The 18,009-nt window shown below is 39.3% G+C and carries 17 protein-coding genes; 16 read left to right on the top strand and 1 reads right to left on the bottom strand.

Annotation, left to right across the window (positions count from 1 at the left end; all coding sequences use genetic code 11):
• Positions 1–114: 114 nt before the first annotated feature.
• Entirely contained in the window at positions 115–4,665 is a 4,551-nt protein-coding gene (gene gltB / locus AB7942_RS12960) for a glutamate synthase large subunit (protein ID WP_369447156.1), read from the top strand.
• A 16-nt stretch (positions 4,666–4,681) separates the two neighbouring features.
• The gene (gltD, locus tag AB7942_RS12955; RefSeq protein WP_369447155.1) at positions 4,682–6,166 is read left to right on the top strand and encodes a glutamate synthase small subunit; all 1,485 of its coding nucleotides are present in this window, start codon (positions 4,682–4,684) and stop codon (positions 6,164–6,166) included.
• Positions 6,167–6,342: 176 nt separating this feature from the next.
• Here the strand turns inward: gltD and AB7942_RS12950 are convergent, their stop codons facing one another.
• On the bottom strand, positions 6,343–7,347 hold the full coding sequence (locus AB7942_RS12950; protein WP_369447154.1) for a DUF3231 family protein: 1,005 nt from the start codon (positions 7,345–7,347) through the stop codon (positions 6,343–6,345).
• A gap of 251 nt (positions 7,348–7,598) precedes the next feature.
• On the opposite strand from AB7942_RS12950, the gene AB7942_RS12945 reads away from it, so the two are divergent.
• The 14 genes from AB7942_RS12945 to AB7942_RS12880 form a co-directional block, all read left to right on the top strand.
• Positions 7,599–8,018 carry an RrF2 family transcriptional regulator gene (locus tag AB7942_RS12945; protein WP_088088185.1) on the top strand — a complete coding sequence of 140 codons (420 nt, stop codon included), beginning with the start codon at positions 7,599–7,601 and terminating at the stop codon, positions 8,016–8,018.
• A gap of 118 nt (positions 8,019–8,136) precedes the next feature.
• Positions 8,137–8,529, top strand: a complete 393-nt coding sequence (locus AB7942_RS12940) for an IDEAL domain-containing protein (RefSeq protein WP_369447153.1) — start codon at positions 8,137–8,139, stop codon at positions 8,527–8,529.
• A 72-nt stretch (positions 8,530–8,601) separates the two neighbouring features.
• Complete coding sequence (gene trxA, locus AB7942_RS12935) at positions 8,602–8,916, top strand: thioredoxin (RefSeq protein ID WP_335400861.1); 315 nt, start codon at positions 8,602–8,604, stop codon at positions 8,914–8,916.
• 111 nt (positions 8,917–9,027) lie between these two features.
• Entirely contained in the window at positions 9,028–10,152 is a 1,125-nt protein-coding gene (locus AB7942_RS12930) for an NADH-dependent flavin oxidoreductase (protein ID WP_369447152.1), read from the top strand.
• A gap of 912 nt (positions 10,153–11,064) precedes the next feature.
• Positions 11,065–12,600: an NCS1 family nucleobase:cation symporter-1 gene (locus AB7942_RS12925; RefSeq protein WP_369447151.1), complete on the top strand. Its 1,536-nt coding sequence runs from the start codon at positions 11,065–11,067 to the stop codon at positions 12,598–12,600.
• A 541-nt stretch (positions 12,601–13,141) separates the two neighbouring features.
• Complete coding sequence (locus AB7942_RS12920; RefSeq protein ID WP_369447150.1) at positions 13,142–13,462, top strand: ribonuclease E inhibitor RraB; 321 nt, start codon at positions 13,142–13,144, stop codon at positions 13,460–13,462.
• Positions 13,463–13,663: 201 nt separating this feature from the next.
• Positions 13,664–14,080 carry an outer membrane protein assembly factor BamB family protein gene (locus AB7942_RS12915; protein ID WP_369447149.1) on the top strand — a complete coding sequence of 139 codons (417 nt, stop codon included), beginning with the start codon at positions 13,664–13,666 and terminating at the stop codon, positions 14,078–14,080.
• Positions 14,031–14,252: a carboxypeptidase-like regulatory domain-containing protein gene (locus AB7942_RS12910; protein ID WP_369447148.1), complete on the top strand. Its 222-nt coding sequence runs from the start codon at positions 14,031–14,033 to the stop codon at positions 14,250–14,252. The genes AB7942_RS12915 and AB7942_RS12910 overlap by 50 nt, the downstream gene beginning before the upstream one ends.
• Before the next feature lie 186 nt (positions 14,253–14,438).
• The gene (locus tag AB7942_RS12905) at positions 14,439–15,029 is read left to right on the top strand and encodes a hypothetical protein (RefSeq protein WP_369447147.1); all 591 of its coding nucleotides are present in this window, start codon (positions 14,439–14,441) and stop codon (positions 15,027–15,029) included.
• Positions 15,030–15,340: 311 nt separating this feature from the next.
• Positions 15,341–15,514: a hypothetical protein gene (locus AB7942_RS12900; protein ID WP_369447146.1), complete on the top strand. Its 174-nt coding sequence runs from the start codon at positions 15,341–15,343 to the stop codon at positions 15,512–15,514.
• Between the two features lie 110 nt (positions 15,515–15,624).
• Complete coding sequence (locus AB7942_RS12895; RefSeq protein WP_369447145.1) at positions 15,625–15,768, top strand: hypothetical protein; 144 nt, start codon at positions 15,625–15,627, stop codon at positions 15,766–15,768.
• A gap of 338 nt (positions 15,769–16,106) precedes the next feature.
• Entirely contained in the window at positions 16,107–16,628 is a 522-nt protein-coding gene (locus tag AB7942_RS12890; protein ID WP_369447144.1) for an NADPH-dependent FMN reductase, read from the top strand.
• A 46-nt stretch (positions 16,629–16,674) separates the two neighbouring features.
• The gene (locus AB7942_RS12885; protein WP_369447143.1) at positions 16,675–17,088 is read left to right on the top strand and encodes a hypothetical protein; all 414 of its coding nucleotides are present in this window, start codon (positions 16,675–16,677) and stop codon (positions 17,086–17,088) included.
• Positions 17,089–17,420: 332 nt separating this feature from the next.
• On the top strand, positions 17,421–18,009 hold a 589-nt coding region (locus AB7942_RS12880; RefSeq protein WP_369447142.1), incomplete at its 3' end, for a hypothetical protein.

The following is an 18,009-nucleotide window of genomic DNA, read 5'->3' as shown; positions in this document are numbered from 1 at the left end:
TTCATATTAATATCAGATTGATTTAATCTTAATTATATATTGTTTATATGTATGTTTAAACATAAAATTACTTCATACTGATTTATCGGAAAATTAAGAACGGGGGAGATAATAATGACATATCAGCAACTACCAAAAGCACAAGGTCTCTACCGCCCAGAATATGAGCATGATGCATGCGGAATTGGATTATATGCCCACATTAAAGGGTATGCAACTCATGAGATTGTAAAAAAAGGACTAAGTATGCTTTGTAAGCTAGACCACCGCGGGGGACAAGGAAGTGATCCATTCACAGGAGATGGTGCCGGGCTCATGGTTCAGATTCCAGATAGCTTTTTCCGCAAAGCCCTCCAGAATGTGCAATTACCTGAAAAGGGTCGCTACGGGGTAGGGATGCTTTTTTTCTCAAATAATGATTCAGAAAGAGAAAATATAGAATCTTATATTAATAAAATGATTGAACAAGAAGGACAGACGGTTCTCGGCTGGAGGACAGTGCCTGTCAATGCTGAAACTATAGGTGAAACAGCCAAGCAAAGCCGCCCGTTCATCCGCCAAGTATTTATCGGAGCAAACGAGGGACTGTTGGATGAATTATCTTTTGAGCGTAAATTATACATCATTAGAAAACAATCAGAACAATGGGCAATGGCATCGGATTTACGTTTTTATTTTGCCAGCCTTTCAAGCAGTACAATTGTATACAAAGGGTTATTAACACCGGAACAGGTAGACAGGTTTTACCTAGATTTACAGGATGAGAGTTTTGTATCGGCTTTTGCTTTAGTGCATTCCCGCTTTAGTACAAATACGTTCCCTAGCTGGGAAAGAGCTCATCCAAACCGGTACCTGATCCATAATGGGGAAATTAATACACTTCGTGGTAATGTCCATTGGATGAAGGCGCGTGAAAAGCAATTTGTGTCGGAAGCATTTGGTGAGGACCTGCAAAAGGTGCTCCCAATCTTAGATACTGATGGAAGTGACTCTTCGATTTTAGATAACGCACTTGAATTCTTGGTGTTAGCTGGCCGGAAACCTGCTCATGCTGCGATGATGCTGATACCTGAACCATGGTCAGAAAACCCGCATATGACAAAGGAAAAGAGAGCTTTTTACGAATATCATAGCTGTCTGATGGAACCTTGGGATGGTCCAACGGCTATTTCCTTTACGGACGGCAAACAAATAGGGGCAATATTAGATCGTAACGGCCTTCGTCCGGCTCGTTATTACGTTACTGATGATGATTATATTATTTTTTCATCAGAGGTTGGCGTCATCGATGTCGAACCCGAGAAAGTAATATATAAAGAACGTTTAAGCCCAGGCAAAATGCTTTTGATTGATTTAGAAGAAGGCCGAATTATTTCGGATGAAGAAGTAAAATCCGAGATGGCTGAAGCTCTTCCTTATCAACAATGGTTAGATGAGCAACTGGTTCGATTAAATAACGATGGACAAAACGAAGAAGAGGTTCTATCGGATTTACTAGTTCGCCAGAAATCATTTGGATACACATACGAAGATATTTCAAAATATCTAGTTCCTGTTGTGAGCGAAGGGAAAGATCCAATTGGAGCAATGGGAAATGATATGCCATTAGCGGTTTTATCTGACCGTGCTCAATCCTTGTTTAACTACTTCAAGCAACTATTTGCCCAAGTAACCAATCCGCCAATTGATTCACTTCGTGAAGAGATTGTCACATCGACGATGACATTATTAGGGGCGGAAGGAAATATATTGAATCCTTCAGAATTAAACTGCCGCCGAATTCAGCTGGATACACCGGTAATTACCAATAGTCAACTGGAACAGCTAAAATCATTGGATTCAGTTGATTTTAAGAGTAAGGTAATTGACATCCTTTTCACTGAAGATATCGAAGGCAGTCTTGATAGGATTTGCCGAGAGGCGGATGCTGCCATCTCTGAAGGTGTAAGTCTATTAATCTTATCTGATCGTAACATGAATCAAAAGGAAGCAGCGATTCCTTCATTATTGGCTGCAAGCGCCCTTCATCAGCATCTGATTCGTGAAGGCAGCAGAACGAAAGCAAGCATCATTATTGAATCAGGGGAAGTACGTGAAGTTCATCATTTGGCCGCTTTAATTGGCTATGGTGTTGATGCCATCAATCCGTATCTTGCCTTCGCAACATATAAGCAGGCTATCTTAGATGGAAGCTTACCTTTCACATATGAGGAAGCAGTAAGCAAGTATGTAAAAGGAATGACTGAGGGCGTTGTAAAAGTCATGTCCAAAATGGGAATTTCAACCGTCCAAAGCTATCGCGGTGCGCAAATTTTTGAAGCAGTTGGAATTAGCGGAGATGTCATTGAACGTTACTTTACTGGAACAGTTTCTCAGCTTGGCGGAATCAGTTTAGATACGATTGCCGAAGAAGCGAAGATGCTCCATACTGCTGCATTTGCGGATTCTTATGATCAAACATTAGATTCAGGAAGTAATTTCCAGTGGAGAAAAACAGGGGAACATCACGCGTTTAACCCTGGAACCATTCATACCCTGCAATGGGCTTGCCGTAAAGGCGATTACGAATTATTTAAGAAGTATTCCAAGCTAGCAAATGAAGAAAGAATTGGATTCTTACGGAATTTGTTCTTATTTGACGAAACTAGAAAGTCTTTACCAATAGAGCAAGTAGAAACAGTCGATTCCATTGTGCGTCGTTTTAAAACAGGAGCCATGTCATTTGGATCTATTAGTAAGGAAGCCCATGAAACATTGGCGATTGCGATGAATCGCTTAGGCGGAAAAAGCAACTCGGGTGAAGGCGGGGAAGATTCAAGCCGCTTTATCTTGGATGAAAATGGCGATAACCGCCGAAGTGCTGTGAAGCAAATTGCTTCAGGCCGTTTCGGAGTGAAGAGTCATTATCTTGTCAATGCTGATGAGCTTCAAATTAAAATGGCACAAGGGGCAAAGCCGGGTGAAGGCGGACAACTGCCTGGGAACAAAGTTTACCCATGGGTGGCAGATGTTCGTGGTTCTACACCAGGAGTCGGTCTGATATCACCGCCGCCTCACCATGATATCTACTCGATTGAAGACTTGGCACAACTGATTCACGATTTAAAAAATGCCAATCGGGATGCCCGAATCAGCGTTAAGCTCGTATCCAAGGGCGGAGTAGGAACGATTGCGGCAGGTGTTGCGAAAGGTGCAGCTGATGTTATTGTAATCAGTGGTTATGACGGCGGAACAGGAGCATCACCAAAAACCAGTATCCAACATACGGGATTACCATGGGAGCTTGGACTTGCCGAAGCACACCAAACATTAATGCTTAATGGCTTGCGTGAACGTGTTGTCCTTGAGACAGACGGTAAATTAATGACGGGAAAAGATGTCGTAATGGCTGCCTTGTTTGGGGCAGAAGAGTTTGGTTTTGCGACTGCACCGCTCGTTGTGCTCGGATGTGTGATGATGCGCGTATGTCACTTAGATACTTGCCCGGTTGGAATTGCTACACAAAATCCGGAGCTTCGTAAAAAGTTCACAGGAGAAGCTGATTACATCGTTAACTATATGCGTTTTGTTGCCCAAGAAGTACGTGAACTAATGGCTGAGCTTGGCTTTAGAACCGTTGACGAAATGGTAGGGCGTACAGATGTTCTGAAAATGAGTGACCGTGCAAAAGCACACTGGAAAGCAAAGGATCTAGATTTAACTCCTTTGCTGCATCAACCTGAAGGAGTTCGTACGTTCAAGACTCCACAAAATCATAAAATTGATGATTCACTTGATATTCAAAAAATCTTGCCGGCGGTTCAACAAGCATTACAAGATCGAATTCCAGTGGATGCGAGCTTCCCAATTTCAAATGTGAATCGTGTCGTTGGAACAATCGTCGGAAGTGAAGTTTCGAAGCGTTACGGTGAAGAGGGACTTCCTGAAAATACGATTACTCTAAGATTTACTGGATCTGCAGGTCAAAGCTTCGGTGCCTTTGTTCCGAAAGGCGTGACATTAGAGATTTCGGGTGACGTAAACGATTTCCTTGGAAAAGGCTTATCGGGCGGAAAGTTGATTGTGAAAGCAGACGAATCTTCTAAACTATCGGCAGGTGAAAATGTAATCGCTGGGAATGTTGCTTTATATGGTGCGACAAGCGGTGAAGCGTATATTAATGGACTTGCCGGTGAACGTTTTGCGGTCCGTAATAGTGGTGTGAACGTTGTGGTCGAAGGAATTGGTGACCATGGCTGCGAATATATGACGGGCGGACGCGTTGTTATTTTAGGTGATGTTGGCAAAAACTTTGCGGCAGGGATGTCTGGCGGAATTGCGTATGTATTAGCAGACGATCAAGATGCCTTTAAGAAGTTATGTAACCAAGAGATGATTGAGATTGAAACTTTAACGAAAAACGATGCGAATGAACTTAAGCAAATGATTCAAAATCATTTCTATTATACGAACAGTGTGAAAGCAGGCTGTGTTCTAGAAAACTGGGAAAATCATGTAAGAAAATTTAACAAGGTCATTCCAAAGGACTATAAACGCATGTTGGACCAAATCCAGAAGCAAAAGGAAAAAGGTCTAACTGAAGAAGAAGCGATTATGAGTGCGTTTTTAGCCAATTCTTCCAAACAGAAAAATACACCTAAACAGCCAGAAGCTGTAATACGCTAAGAAAGGGGAGAGGAAGATGGGAAAAGCAACAGGATTTATGGAATACGATCGAGAAAAAGGAAAAGAACGAAATCCCCTTACGCGTTTAGGCGACTGGAAAGAGTATTCAGCTCCTTTCTCGGATCAAGCCTTAAGCAGACAAGGAGCACGGTGCATGGATTGCGCCACTCCTTTCTGCCATATAGGTATGGAAATTCAAGGAGCAACATCAGGCTGTCCGATTCATAATCTTATTCCAGAGTGGAATGATTTGGTTTATCGCGGTCGTTGGAAAGAAGCACTCGATCGTTTGCTAAAAACGAATAATTTCCCTGAGTTCACAGGGAGAGTTTGTCCAGCTCCGTGTGAAGGTTCATGTACGCTGGCTATTACTGATCCAGCGGTAACGATTAAAAATATTGAGCAGGCAATTATCGATAAAGGTTTTGAAAATGGCTGGATCACTCCTCGTATTCCAGTTTCACGGACCGGGAAGAAAGTAGCGATTATCGGTTCCGGCCCTGCAGGATTGGCCAGTGCAGATCAACTAAACCAAGCAGGTCACTCGGTAACGGTTTTTGAACGTTCAGACCGTGCTGGTGGATTACTCATGTATGGGATTCCAAATATGAAGCTTGATAAAGAAGTGGTGGAGCGTCGAATCAGCTTATTGACCCAAGAAGGTATCAAGTTTGTTACCAATACAGAGGTTGGAAAAGATATTTCGGCTGAAGACCTGCAAGCACAATTCGATGCCGTGATTCTATGTACAGGCGCGCAAAAACAGCGTGAACTAGTGATTGAAGGTCGCGAGGCGATAGGGATTCATTTCGCAATGGAATACCTATCTAAAGTGACAAAGAGTTATTTGGATACGAATTTTGAAGATGGTCAGTTCATCAATACGGAAGGCAAAGACGTCATCGTCATTGGCGGTGGCGACACAGGAGCGGACTGCGTGGCAACAGCGCTGCGCCAAAACTGCCGAAGTGTAGTACAGTTTGGTAAACATCCTCAGTTACCTGTGACTCGTAATTCTGGAAATATGTGGCCAGCCTACCCTAATGTTTTTACTATGGACTATGCCTATAAAGAGGCAGAAGCAAAGTTTGGTGAAGATCCACGTCAGTATTCTATCCAAACGAAGAAAATGGTGGCGGATGAAAACGGCAACTTAAAAGAACTTCACACCATTCAAATGGAAAAATTAAGAGACGATGAAGGTCGGTTCTATTTTAAAGAAATACCAGGTACAGAAAAAGTATGGCCCGCTCAATTTGTGTTTATTGCGATTGGATTTGAGGGAACGGAGCAGCCGCTTTTAAGCCAATTTGGTGTAAAAGCTGCCAATCAAAAGATTGAAGCAGCATACGGTGAGTACAGAACAAACGTAGAAAGTGTATTTGCTGCGGGCGATGCAAGAAGAGGGCAAAGCCTAATTGTCTGGGCTATCAACGAAGGCCGTCAGGTCGCGCATGAAGTGGACCGTTATTTGATGGGGAAATCCTTATTACCAAAATAAATGTCGAATTCGATCAAAGACCTGATTCATATCATTATTGAATCAGGTCTCTTTTTTATTGTAATTTAACGGCGAAGTATAGATTTTTAAATTAATTAACCATAAATTAAAAAAAGCACTCTAGAAAGAAAAAAACTAGCCTTTTTTAAGGTTAGTTTTACTATTCTAAAAAACAATTATTTTGTTAATTGATTTCGATCCTCTATCTGTGGTGGTTCTTCCATCCAGCCATTTTTGATCATAATCTTACCACCATCCTGAGCAAAAGTGAAAATATCTTTTGCAAGAAAAGCCATTTTTGCCGGCAAGTCACTTCGTAAACTGAATCCACCGCCTAATGCATTACTTCCGAGCCCAAATGAAGCTAATAAAGTGGTGTTGTACATCATTAATTTGTTGGAAAATGGTGCGGTTTTTGACGTTGTTGCTTTACCAGCATGAGTAGCTGGGGGCTCGATATAACTATGGCGTAAAAATTCACCTAAATCTATTTCAATTTTTTTGGACAATTCCATTCCTTTGGTAAGATAGTTTTGAACCTCTTTATCAGCAGCGACTTGAGCGAATCCAATCATTAATTGCATCCCTACAAGGTTAGTTTCAATTGCATGATGGATAAGAGAAACTTCAACAGTATTCAGGGATCTAGTTTCACTAAACCAAGTAAACCCATCCATATAATTTTTATCCTGTACAAAATTTACCTGTTTTGGCATTGATACAAAAGGTGGACGTACTAGTACCCCTTTTTCTAAAAGGAATTGAGTTGCTTGGCTGTTCATTGATTGTGATTCAGCTGTCATTCCGATAAATAAATCTTCAATATCCTTTCGATAGGACATGCCTGTGAAAAGTGCATAAAGGCTCATTTCCACTTTAGTCATCAAATGTAAATACATAATATCGTACATAAAATCAAATAACTTTGGAACGCTTTTATATACATCGTTTTCTGTAAAACCAATTGGAATTACTGCGCCTTCTTGTTGAAAAATACTTTTAATCATCTCAATGTTTTTGGCGGCACCATTATAATACGACTGTAACAGTTGTTTTCCTTCAGGATCGGAGTGCTCGATAAAATGTTCCAATACTCTAAGCATCATGGTTTGTTCTTGATAAGCCATCCACAGATTTGCTAATTCTGATGAGGTAATAGGTGCTTGGCTCGAAGTCGTCATGCTAAACCCCCCCTAGTTTTATTATTATAATGTAACCATTAGGAAATTATTTTATGAAATGCTATAGAGTGCTTCTTCTAAAAAATGAGTAAAATTTTATCCTGCATAAACTAAATTTTTTGATTGCCAAGAACAATTTTCACGAATTTAATGGGCTATAGTGGAAATTATTAATATGGAGTTATTTTTGTTGACTTTATAAACTGTAAATATTAAAATTACATTAATCTTCTTGAGGAGGAAGCATCAAAGTGAATAGTGATTTTACGATAGCCGTCCATAGTTTAGTCTATTTAGCTTATTTACCAGATCATATGGCTAGCAGTGAGTCAATCGCTACCAATGTTTGTACAAACGCCGCACGGATTCGGAAGATCATGAGCTGTTTGCGAAATCATGGATTTGTTAAGACAAAAGAAGGTATTGGCGGTGGCTATATTCTCGACTGTAACTCTCAAGAGGTATCATTGGCAGATATTTATCGTATAGTTTCACGCGGAAGCCTAAAACCAAACTGGTGCACAGGTGATCCGGAGCAAAAATGTGTGATATCGTCAAATACCCAAGTGGTTATGGATCAGATTTTCAATGATGCTGAATTGTATTTTGAAAAATATTTAGAGAATATTACGCTTAGTACTGTTTTAGAAAAAATTAAACATTGTCCATGATTTAGTTTTTTCTTTTATTTTTACTGTATATTATTTTATTACAGTATGATGGAATATTGGTGATAAACTTTTAAAAAAACCAAACTGTAACTTTTTTTATAACATTTAAGGGGTGTAGATGACAATGGCCGATAAATATCGATTTGAAAATGGGGATTGGGTTCAGGGTAGGTCCAGAGATGGAAAACTGATCCACGGGTATATAGAAACCGTAGACACTCACAAAGGAATGCTACAAGTAAAAGTGGTCGATAGTGACAATGAAAAAGCGATTGGAAAATCGATTTGGATTGTAAATAAACGGGCTGAAAAGCTGCCCGAGACAACTGGTAGAAATGAAAGTGAGCTTTTAGCTTTAATAGATTTGGCTTTACTATTTAAGGATGAGCAGTGGTTTAAGGAATTATCGGCGAAATTAGTATCTATAAAAAAAATTCAAGAAGTGCCTATCAAGAAATCTGAATTTCTAATCAGTGGAAACAGAACGCGGAAATTTGATATAAAAAGATAATTTTCATATATTTGTCAGAGTAAACAATTAAGTTTTTTAAAAATAAAAAAATTATATTGGAGGAAAAAAATAATGGCAATTTCACACGTAACAGATCAAACTTTTGCTACAGAAATGAAAGAGGGATTGGTGTTAGTAGACTTTTGGGCTCCATGGTGCGGCCCTTGTAAAATGATTGCACCTGTGTTGGAGGAAATCGATGCTGAAATCGGTGATAAAGTTGGGATTATCAAACTTAATGTAGATGAGAACCCAGAAACAACACGAGCATTTAGCGTCATGAGTATTCCAACGTTGATTCTTTTCAAAGATGGTGTTGAAGTAGAAAAGGTTATCGGCTTCCAACCAAAAGACGCTTTGACAGAATTAATTGTAAAGCACTCTTAATACGCATGGAACTTGCTTTGAATGAAAAGGTAAAACTATAGGATAAAGTTGTAGAGTGGGCAAAGTAATTTTTGTATTTTATATAAATGAACAATGTGGAGGAGTAAAGACATGATGAATTTAAAATATGCACCATTATTTGAGTCATTCACGATAGGAAAGGGGATTCATTTAAAAAATCGCATTGTCATGGCACCGATGACTAATTTCTCATCAAATCCTGACGGGACCGTCTCAGATGCGGAAGTCAAGTATTATCAACGACGTTCCAATGGTGTCGGAATGGTCATTACAGCATGTACCTATGTGACCAGGAATGGTAAAGGATTTCATGGTGAATTTGGTGGAGACCGAGATGAGATGATCCCAAGTTTGCGTCGTGTGGCATCAGCGATTAAAGAGAAGGGGGCAAAAGCGATTTTGCAAATCTTCCATGGCGGACGCCAGGTTCCACCTGAATTAGTAGATGGTGATGTGGTAAGTGCTAGTGCAGTTCCTTCAGAAGGTGCAGGAAAACCTGTACCCCGGGCATTGACTGAAACAGAGATCGAATCCATTATTCGCGATTTTGGAGAAACCACTCGACGAGCCATTGAAGCAGGTTATGATGGTGTTGAATTACATGGTGCCAATGGGTACCTGATTCAGCAATTCTTTTCCCCTCATTCTAATCGTCGTGTAGACCGATGGGGTGGTACTCTTGAAAAACGTCTAACTTTTCCTCTAGCGGTTATTGATGAAGTAAAGAGAGTTGTTGCTGAATATGGGAAGGAGCCTTTCTTGGTTGGCTATCGTTTTTCCCCTGAGGAACCTGAAACACCTGGAATCACTATGGCTGACACACTCGCACTAATAGATACACTTGCAGAAAAAGACCTTGATTATCTTCATGTTTCATTGCTGGATTTCAGGTCAACACCTAAACGAGGAGTTGAGGATACACGTTCACGGATAGAAATCATTCAAGATCGTGTAGGTGACCGTGTTCCAGTAATCGGTGTCGGTTCGATTTATACAGCTGATGAGGCCTTAAACGCATTGGAAACAGGAGTGCCATTAATCGCATTGGGACGTGAACTGATTATTGATCCCGAGTGGGTGCAAAAAGTGGAACAAGGTAGAGAATCTGAAATTGTCACCAAAATAAACAAGAATCATCAACACGCGCTGGAAGTACCAGATCCCCTGTGGCAGGCCATTATTCATTCGCCAGGATGGTTTCCGGGAGTAGAATAGATCAGTTCATTACATGCTAACGGTATAAAGAGGGTACCTAATAGAGCGAACAGTTTATTTAACAGGACAAAAAAACTGTATAAAGGAACGTTCTAGTACTGCTATCGTAATATAAAAACTATATAAAAAATGGTCAAAAATAAATGTAAAGTGTACCCGTTGTAAAGAACATTTTAAAAAGGTTTTGCCACTTTTAGAAGATGATTTCTGTATTCAACGAGGACACTGAAAAACTTCCGTTTTTAAGATTTTCGGATAATACACAAAAAAAACCGACTTTCATTCTATATTTTAGAATGGAGAGTCGGTTTTTTCTTAATTTCCACTCCGATTACTTTATTTAATCCTGGAATCGTATTTTATTCGTGTCCATTAAATGAGTGTTTGACCACAGGCATTCTAGAAATACATTTTTAGATTCTGATTGGTAAGAAATCATGTCAGGGAACCTTCCGATATATAGGACAAATCATTTCCTCTTTATTATACTCCATTATAACGTAAAGGTTGGCACTTCGGAGATGCAGATAATCGATCCGATGTTTCATCTTACATAACATAAAAGAATTGATAGAAATAATTCAACTTTTTGTCCAATGACAGAATGAAACTAAGATATATAATATAGGATAGGGGGGTAGGTTTTATTTTCCTTTTGCTTTGCCTGGTACAAAGAGGATTGCAAATAGATCCTAGCTGCAGAGGTTGAAGAACAATGGGTGGTGACGCTATAGTTAATTTTTAAAATCTATCTTAAATTTTTTAAATATTCTTTCAAATTTATCTTGTGTTAAAGTAAATTCGATACCAATCAAGTTTAAAACTTAAAGATTTCTGTCATATCCTTGATCTCTGACGGCAAAATTATTTCACAAGAATAGCTCGTTAAATAACCAATAAGGGGGAAATTTGTTGAAAACGCAAATTGAACAAAATGGGATTGTTACCCTGACACCTGAAGTAGCCAATGGTTTAAGTAACAGTGAAATGTGGAATGATGATTTACGCCCAACGACAATTAAGGAACATTCCTGGAAGGGGCTGAACTTTGCCACTTTATGGATTGGTATGTGTTTGTGTATTCCTGCTTATACGATGGCTAGTGGCTTGATTTCTTTAGGAATGAACTGGTGGCAAGCTATTGGAACGATTTTTCTTGGGAATGTTATTGTCCTTATCCCCATTTTATTAAACTCACATGCAGGTACGAAATTTGGAATTCCCTATCCAGTGTTTGCACGATTATGGTTTGGTTCAAAAGGGGCTCACATCCCAGCTTTAGCAAGAGCCATTGTTGCTGCTGGCTGGTTCGGGATTAACACATGGATTGGTACGGGTGCAATTGATACACTTTTATCGGCTTCATTTCCTGCCTGGAGAAGCTTTTCAGGACATACGGCCATCGTATTTTCCTTGTTTTGGGGTTTAAATGTGATTGTAGCCTATAAGGGACCTCAAGCAATGAAAGTACTAGGCTTAATAGCGACACCAATTGTGGGAATCGCTTCGATCATTCTTCTAATTTGGGCGTATACTAACGCCGGAGGCTGGGGCCCGATCTTGGACACCCCATCTGAATTCAATACAACAGGTGCGTTTTTAAAAGTATTTTTTCCGGCATTAACAGGAGTCATTGCTTTCTGGGCAACACTTGCATTGAATATTCCTGACTTCTGTCGGTATGCAAAAAGTCAAAAATCACAAATGATTGCTCAAAGCTTCTCTCTTCCACTTACGATGAGTATCTTCTCCTTTATTGGAATCGCCGTCACATCTGCAACTGTGGTGATTTTTGGAACAGCCCTTTGGGATCCTGTACAACTGCTTGCGAAATTCCCACCATATGTTATCTTTTTGGGAACATTAATCATTGTGCTTGCATCCTTAACGATTAATGTCGGCGCAAACATCGTCGCACCTGCTCGTGCTATTGAAAATTTAAATCCCAAGCGAATCACTTTCGGATTAGGTGCTCTAATAACGGGGATCTTTGCAATCTTAATGCAGCCATGGTACATTATGGAGAACTTTGGAAACTATATTTTTGGTTGGCTGGGAACATATGGAGCATTACTCGGTCCTATTGATGGGATTGCAATTGCCGATTACTGGCTTGTGCGCAAGAGACAAATGGCACTTAATGAGCTATATGATGTAAACGGCCGCTATAGTTATACATCAGGTTTTAATAAAAACGGGGTTTATGCCCTGATCATCGGTGTAGCTGTTCCTGTACTTGGTCTTTTCATCCCGGGACTTCGCTTTTTATGGGATAATGCCTGGACCTTCGGATTGTTTATCTCTATTATTGCTTACACCTACTTAATGAGAGGCGACCAAAGTGTTCTAAAACCAGGGGAATATGAAAATATAACGAGCTTCCAAACGATCACTCCCGGCAATAAAAAAGAATCAGTGGCAAGTAATGAAACAGAATTTTTTTATTAATAATTGAGTGCAAGGCACCTTCCAGGTAATTGGATGGTGCCTTGCACTTTTTTTAGTCAATTCATATTTTCTAGATGGTGCCAGGGACTATTATCATTGAATAAAGAGTAGGCAGGAATAGTCAATTTTCACCCCTTACAAATCACATGTACACTTGGAATTCCAACTTGAATGGATAAAAAATAAAAAGCTGCTGAAGTACTTAGAAAATGAGAGAGTTCCTGAAGATTAGGTGCTGACCAGACGCCCAATAAAATTAACAAAAACCCATTTGGAAAAACAATGGGTCGAAAATCCGAAAGATTAATCAATTGGGCTGTACCAAGGACCAGTGTAAATGCTTCCCCCTTTCTCTTAGTTATGACTACCGTGTAATTGACGGCGTCATTGCCCAAAATGCATTAAACCATATTATGAAATTATTGTAAGACCCTGAACTCCTGTTATTGGAATTAGAATGAAAATGAAAATGATTTTATTTTCACGAAGATGTGAATTATAATTACAACAATGAATGAACTAGAATATGGAGGAAAAACGAATGAAATTTCCAAATGATGCTGATGGAGATGCTTTACGTAGTCTATATAAAGATGGATTAGATTTTAAAAAACAACAATCTGTGGAATTTTTTGTTGCTGTGCCTGATCAAACAACAGGAGAAAAATTAACACAAGTACTAAAAGAAGAAGGATTCAGTTGTTTCTTAGAACAAGACGACGAAACTGAAGAGTGGGCATGTTGTTGCTCTAAAAGAATGCTATTAAATTATAATGAACTAATTAAAATACAGAATAATTTAAATAACTTAAGCAAACCACACGGTGGTTATTCTGACGGCTGGGGCGTTTTTGTAGATTAAAAGGATTGAGGGAATCAAAAGGATTATAACTCCACAAGGACGGTTCTCATGGTTTTTAATCAGGTTAGTGCCGACAACAAGAACCGTCCAGATTGTCTTCATGTAACAGAAACTAAATCATTAGCCTATCATAATTTTCACCAACTGCTAATCTAATTTGAGTATTACTGTCACCTTCCATTTCTTGAATGAGTCGTTTATATGGGATTCCCGGATGGAAACGTTGCTTCCTTCGATGCAGCCACCGGAACAAAGAAATGGAGTTATCGAACGAAGGCCGGAATTATTTCCTCTGCAGCAGTAAGCGGAGAAACAGTTTTTATCGGCTCGAACGATGGAAATCTTTACGCATTCGACAGCTTAACTGGACAACCTCTATGGCAGCATGAAATTGGAGCATGGGTTGCTTCTTCACCGGCCATTTCTGGAAATACGCTAGTGGTTGGAGCGCTTGATGGGAACCTATATGCTTTTACTCCTGGGGGCAGGGCTGCCCAGCGCTGGCCGCGGTTATCCGGACAAGTGACAGATAAATTAACAGGCAAACCAATAGGAGGTGCTACTGTTATTGCGACAGACAGCGAGGGGAACCGTCAAGTTTTCCGCTGCAAATGCTGAGGGGCAATACCTTCTAGGAGTACATCCGGGTAACTATACGCTGACAGCCAAATTTAGAGGTTACCAAAGCGGTACGGCTGTTTCGGTGGAAGTTGCGAACGGAGAAAACCGGACAGTTGCTTTGCAAGTAAGTGGAATCACAGAACCCATCGCAGGAAGCACCGGACTTTAATTCGGGCAGCCCGCGAATGGATGCTACAACTGGTAAAACTTTTCACTATGTCATGAATAACCGAATCCAAGCAACGATTTCCTCCCAAATCGCTGCCAACAACCTGCCAGGTACATTCCAGCCAGGATGGCTTGGGGACATTGCCTTGCTTGATAACAATGCAATGGAGACGCTCGATTGGAGTGAATGGATTCTCTCTCCGATCATGAACGATCAAAACGTCCATGGAACCGCGAGGGAGAGTGGCTATCGCTTCCGAATATCGAAGCGGTCGGTGATGCCATCCATGCCACCGGACAAGCACAAATTGATCCTTCAATCAAAACTTCGGTTACTTATCGTGCACTTCCGAATGCACCGGTGGTCAAGTTTACACTAGAATTGGAGAATACCGGAGTGAAAGATTTTAAAGGGTATTTCCAATACCTTCTTGACCCAGACATCCCAGATGACACGTCCTTGGTTCCAGGAATCGCGAAAGTGAATCCAGGCTTCATGACTACCGGATGGACTGGAAACTTCATCTATGACGGTCCTAAAACCGCTATTTCCAGCCCGGCCCATGGGATTGCATGGGTAAAAGACCAGCCTGCTGGATTAAGTTCTTTCGGTTATATTTTTGGTGCCTCGTTTGATGCCAGTGTGAAAGTTGGAGAAAAACGCACGATTAGCTGGTACCATATTACTGACTACCCTGCGGACGGAAGCAATCCAGAAGCTAATATCGCTCAGTGGGCATCCCAGCTGAGTACCCTAGACACAGATGAAGCAAACTAATCTTGGTCTTGAATGAGCAAGAATTAAAAGAAAAAGGGAAAGAATGGGTTGTGCCTGGCACGACTCGAGTATTGTAGAATTGTATGGAAACGCACGTTCTTATTCAATTGAAAATATTCTTCGTACTTTTTTATGTGTTGCCAATTTTCAATGGCAACTTTTTTCACGTATTTAGTGGATTTGCAATCCAATAATTAGAGAGTTCCAAAGGAATGGATCAATTTTTTATAACAGTAGATGATTTTCTTTCCGTATAAGGAAACGCATTTTGAGCAAAATAAGAAAAATTTTGTGATAAATGGGGTGTTTGAATGTCAAAAGAAGTCATCACCAAACCAGAAATTAATTCTGATCCTAGCGGTATAGAACAGCCTCTCATGACAACAGGGACGACTGAACCTGGATTTGATTGGAATTCTGATGAAGGTAAACAACCTAAAAAACCTATGATAGGAAATACCGTGGTAGGGGAAGAAGACCAGTAGTAATTTTGAACACAAAGGATTTTCACTGGTATATAAAAACTTTTATTGACTGTTCTAAAATAAATAATTGTTTTGTTAAAAAAAGATATGGAAAGGATGAGTGATGAACAATGAAAAACCAACGAATTCCAGAGCATAAACTGAATACTACAAACACCGTAGGGAAGGCAATTGAAAATATGACAAACAAGGATTTTCCTGAGGAAATTACTTCAGAAAATATAAAAAAACAAGTTTCTAACGTGAGAAAATAACAAAACAACTGGTAAAGTGAGTGGGGGAACGGCATACGATATTTTGTCAGAAAAGTTAATTTGGATTCCTAGGCCTTTATACCGCTAATAAAACAGTTTCTTGGGAATTCCTCAAGGGACTGTTTTTATGATTAAGGAGTTATCAAAGTGAAAAAAGACCAAGAAGCAATTTCATTTACCGCAAATTAAAAATGGCTTTCTATTCCTGCGGAAAGTCTGAGAATGATAGTTTCATTTATCGAGCTAAAATAGTATAAAATCTCCTCCCAATGTGGTAAGTTAAATTGGTTTAACTTTCTCTATAATAAGAGTAGCAATAAATACGAGGAGAGAAAAATATGAAATTAGTAATCATTAATGGCTCACCAAGACAAAAAGGAAGAACAGGAATTGCAGCCCAATTTATCGCAAGGAAATATAATGCAGAAATTATTGATTTAAAAGAAGCGAACATTCCAATGTATACTGGTGAACCAGAACAATCAGAATTGCCACAAGTTCAGGAACTAAAAAGAATAGTTAAAGAAGCGGATGCCGTGATTTTAGCATCACCGGAATACCATAGTGCTATGAGTGGAGCTTTAAAAAATGCTTTAGACTTTTTAAGCAATGAACAATTTGCTTATAAACCGGTTGCCCTTTTAGCGGTAGCTGGTGGTGGTAAGGGCGGAATAAATGCGTTAAATAATATGCGTGTGGTAGCAAGAGGACTATACGCAAATGTTATCCCAAAGCAGCATGTCCTTGATCCTCACAGCTTTGATTATGAACAATACACCTTAAATAATGAAAGTGAAGAGCATGTAGACGCACTAATAAAAGAGCTTATGATGTACACAAAGTTATACCAATCCATATAACTGAATTGGAATGCCGGTGAGCTAAAAAATACTTCGAGGAAAAAAGTTGTTTCTGAGAATAGAAATATTGCGTGAAAGTTACCACCGGGTTGTAAATTTTTTTGAAGGAAGCAAAATCCCTGAATCCATTGATGGATTGGGGATTTTTTTTGTTTTTTTTGTTTATGTTAGGGAAACTACACACCAATATATTGATGAGCATTATATAGAAGAAGTAGAAAGCACGTTTAATCGTATTAGAGAAGAACGATATATATTGGAACAAAGGCAAGAAATAGAAATTGTTCAGCAGGAACTGTATAAAGAAGCAGAGTATTCCCTAGTAAACCTATTGGACCAACTCAATGAATCTTTTTCCGAGCGGCTGCTTCGCTTAATTGATGAAAAGGGAATGACGGATGTTGAGAGCTATAAAAGGGCTTTAATATTAATAAAGCCATACTACACGAGTATTTTTTAAATACTTGTCATAGTAGGGCTTTTTTATTAAACCAAGAAATCCCAGATACTTAGCGATCAAGTTTGTTGCCAAAACTCCATAGGGACGGTTCAAATGGTCTTGCTATCCTTTTCAGCGGTGCTGATCTACAAGAATGGGATTACCATCTGGATCTTCAATTTTAAAATATGCAGGTCCTTCACTAGTAGATTGTCTTGTATCATATCATTTTTATTTCCCATTTTTCTCTTAAGTTAAGAATAAACAGGCTATTTTATTAGGACAACATCATGCCGTGATACATATAGATGCAGTGTAAATATAATTATTAAATTTATAGAGGAGAATTTTTTATGAATAAAGACAACATAAAATCTTTTATAGGAAAAGTAATTAGGGTGGATCGAGGCGGACCAGAATCCAGAATTGGGAGGTTAATGGATGCTAGTGAAGATCATATCGTACTTCTCACGAAAGATGAGGGGGTCGTTTACTACAACACTAAACATTTTAAAAGTTTTAAAGATAATATGAAGAGGGAGAAGAAATTCAACATTGAAGTTCCTAAAGATTTAAAATTTAAGAAGGCGGCTAATTTCCATGACCTGCTTGCCTCATTGAAATTAAAATGGGTAAAAATTAATCGTGTCGGTCCTGAGAAGTTAGAAGGTGTACTCTGTGATGTAAGTAAAGATATTGTTACTTTGGTCAATAATAAGGAAATTGTTCGCCTTTCCATGGTCCACATTAAAAATATTAGTAATGGAGTAAAAGGAGAATTTTTTATGAATAAAGACAGCAGTAGATCTTTTATAGGAAAAGTAATCAAGGTTGATCGAGGCGGACCAGAATCCAGAATTGGGAAGTTAATGGATGCTAGTGAAGATCATATCGTACTTCTCACGAAAGATGAGGGGGTCGTTTACTACAACACTAAACATT

This window comes from Neobacillus sp. BF23-41, assembly GCF_041106275.1.
This window is presented reverse-complemented; position numbering and strand designations above follow the sequence as displayed.

What these genes read in the sequence shown, in the direction of transcription:
- AB7942_RS12895 (WP_369447145.1), top strand. Translation starts at nt 15,625, where the DNA reads ATGAAAAACCAACGAATTCCAGAGCATAAACTGAATACTACAAACACC.
- gltD (WP_369447155.1), top strand. Translation starts at nt 4,682, where the DNA reads ATGGGAAAAGCAACAGGATTTATGGAATACGATCGAGAAAAAGGAAAA.
- AB7942_RS12930 (WP_369447152.1), top strand. Translation starts at nt 9,028, where the DNA reads ATGATGAATTTAAAATATGCACCATTATTTGAGTCATTCACGATAGGA.
- AB7942_RS12890 (WP_369447144.1), top strand. Translation starts at nt 16,107, where the DNA reads ATGAAATTAGTAATCATTAATGGCTCACCAAGACAAAAAGGAAGAACA.
- AB7942_RS12940 (WP_369447153.1), top strand. Translation starts at nt 8,137, where the DNA reads ATGACAATGGCCGATAAATATCGATTTGAAAATGGGGATTGGGTTCAG.
- AB7942_RS12950 (WP_369447154.1), bottom strand. Translation starts at nt 7,347, where the DNA reads ATGACGACTTCGAGCCAAGCACCTATTACCTCATCAGAATTAGCAAAT.
- trxA (WP_335400861.1), top strand. Translation starts at nt 8,602, where the DNA reads ATGGCAATTTCACACGTAACAGATCAAACTTTTGCTACAGAAATGAAA.
- gltB (WP_369447156.1), top strand. Translation starts at nt 115, where the DNA reads ATGACATATCAGCAACTACCAAAAGCACAAGGTCTCTACCGCCCAGAA.
- AB7942_RS12905 (WP_369447147.1), top strand. Translation starts at nt 14,439, where the DNA reads ATGGATTCTCTCTCCGATCATGAACGATCAAAACGTCCATGGAACCGC.
- AB7942_RS12920 (WP_369447150.1), top strand. Translation starts at nt 13,142, where the DNA reads ATGAAATTTCCAAATGATGCTGATGGAGATGCTTTACGTAGTCTATAT.
- AB7942_RS12900 (WP_369447146.1), top strand. Translation starts at nt 15,341, where the DNA reads ATGTCAAAAGAAGTCATCACCAAACCAGAAATTAATTCTGATCCTAGC.
- AB7942_RS12915 (WP_369447149.1), top strand. Translation starts at nt 13,664, where the DNA reads ATGGGATTCCCGGATGGAAACGTTGCTTCCTTCGATGCAGCCACCGGA.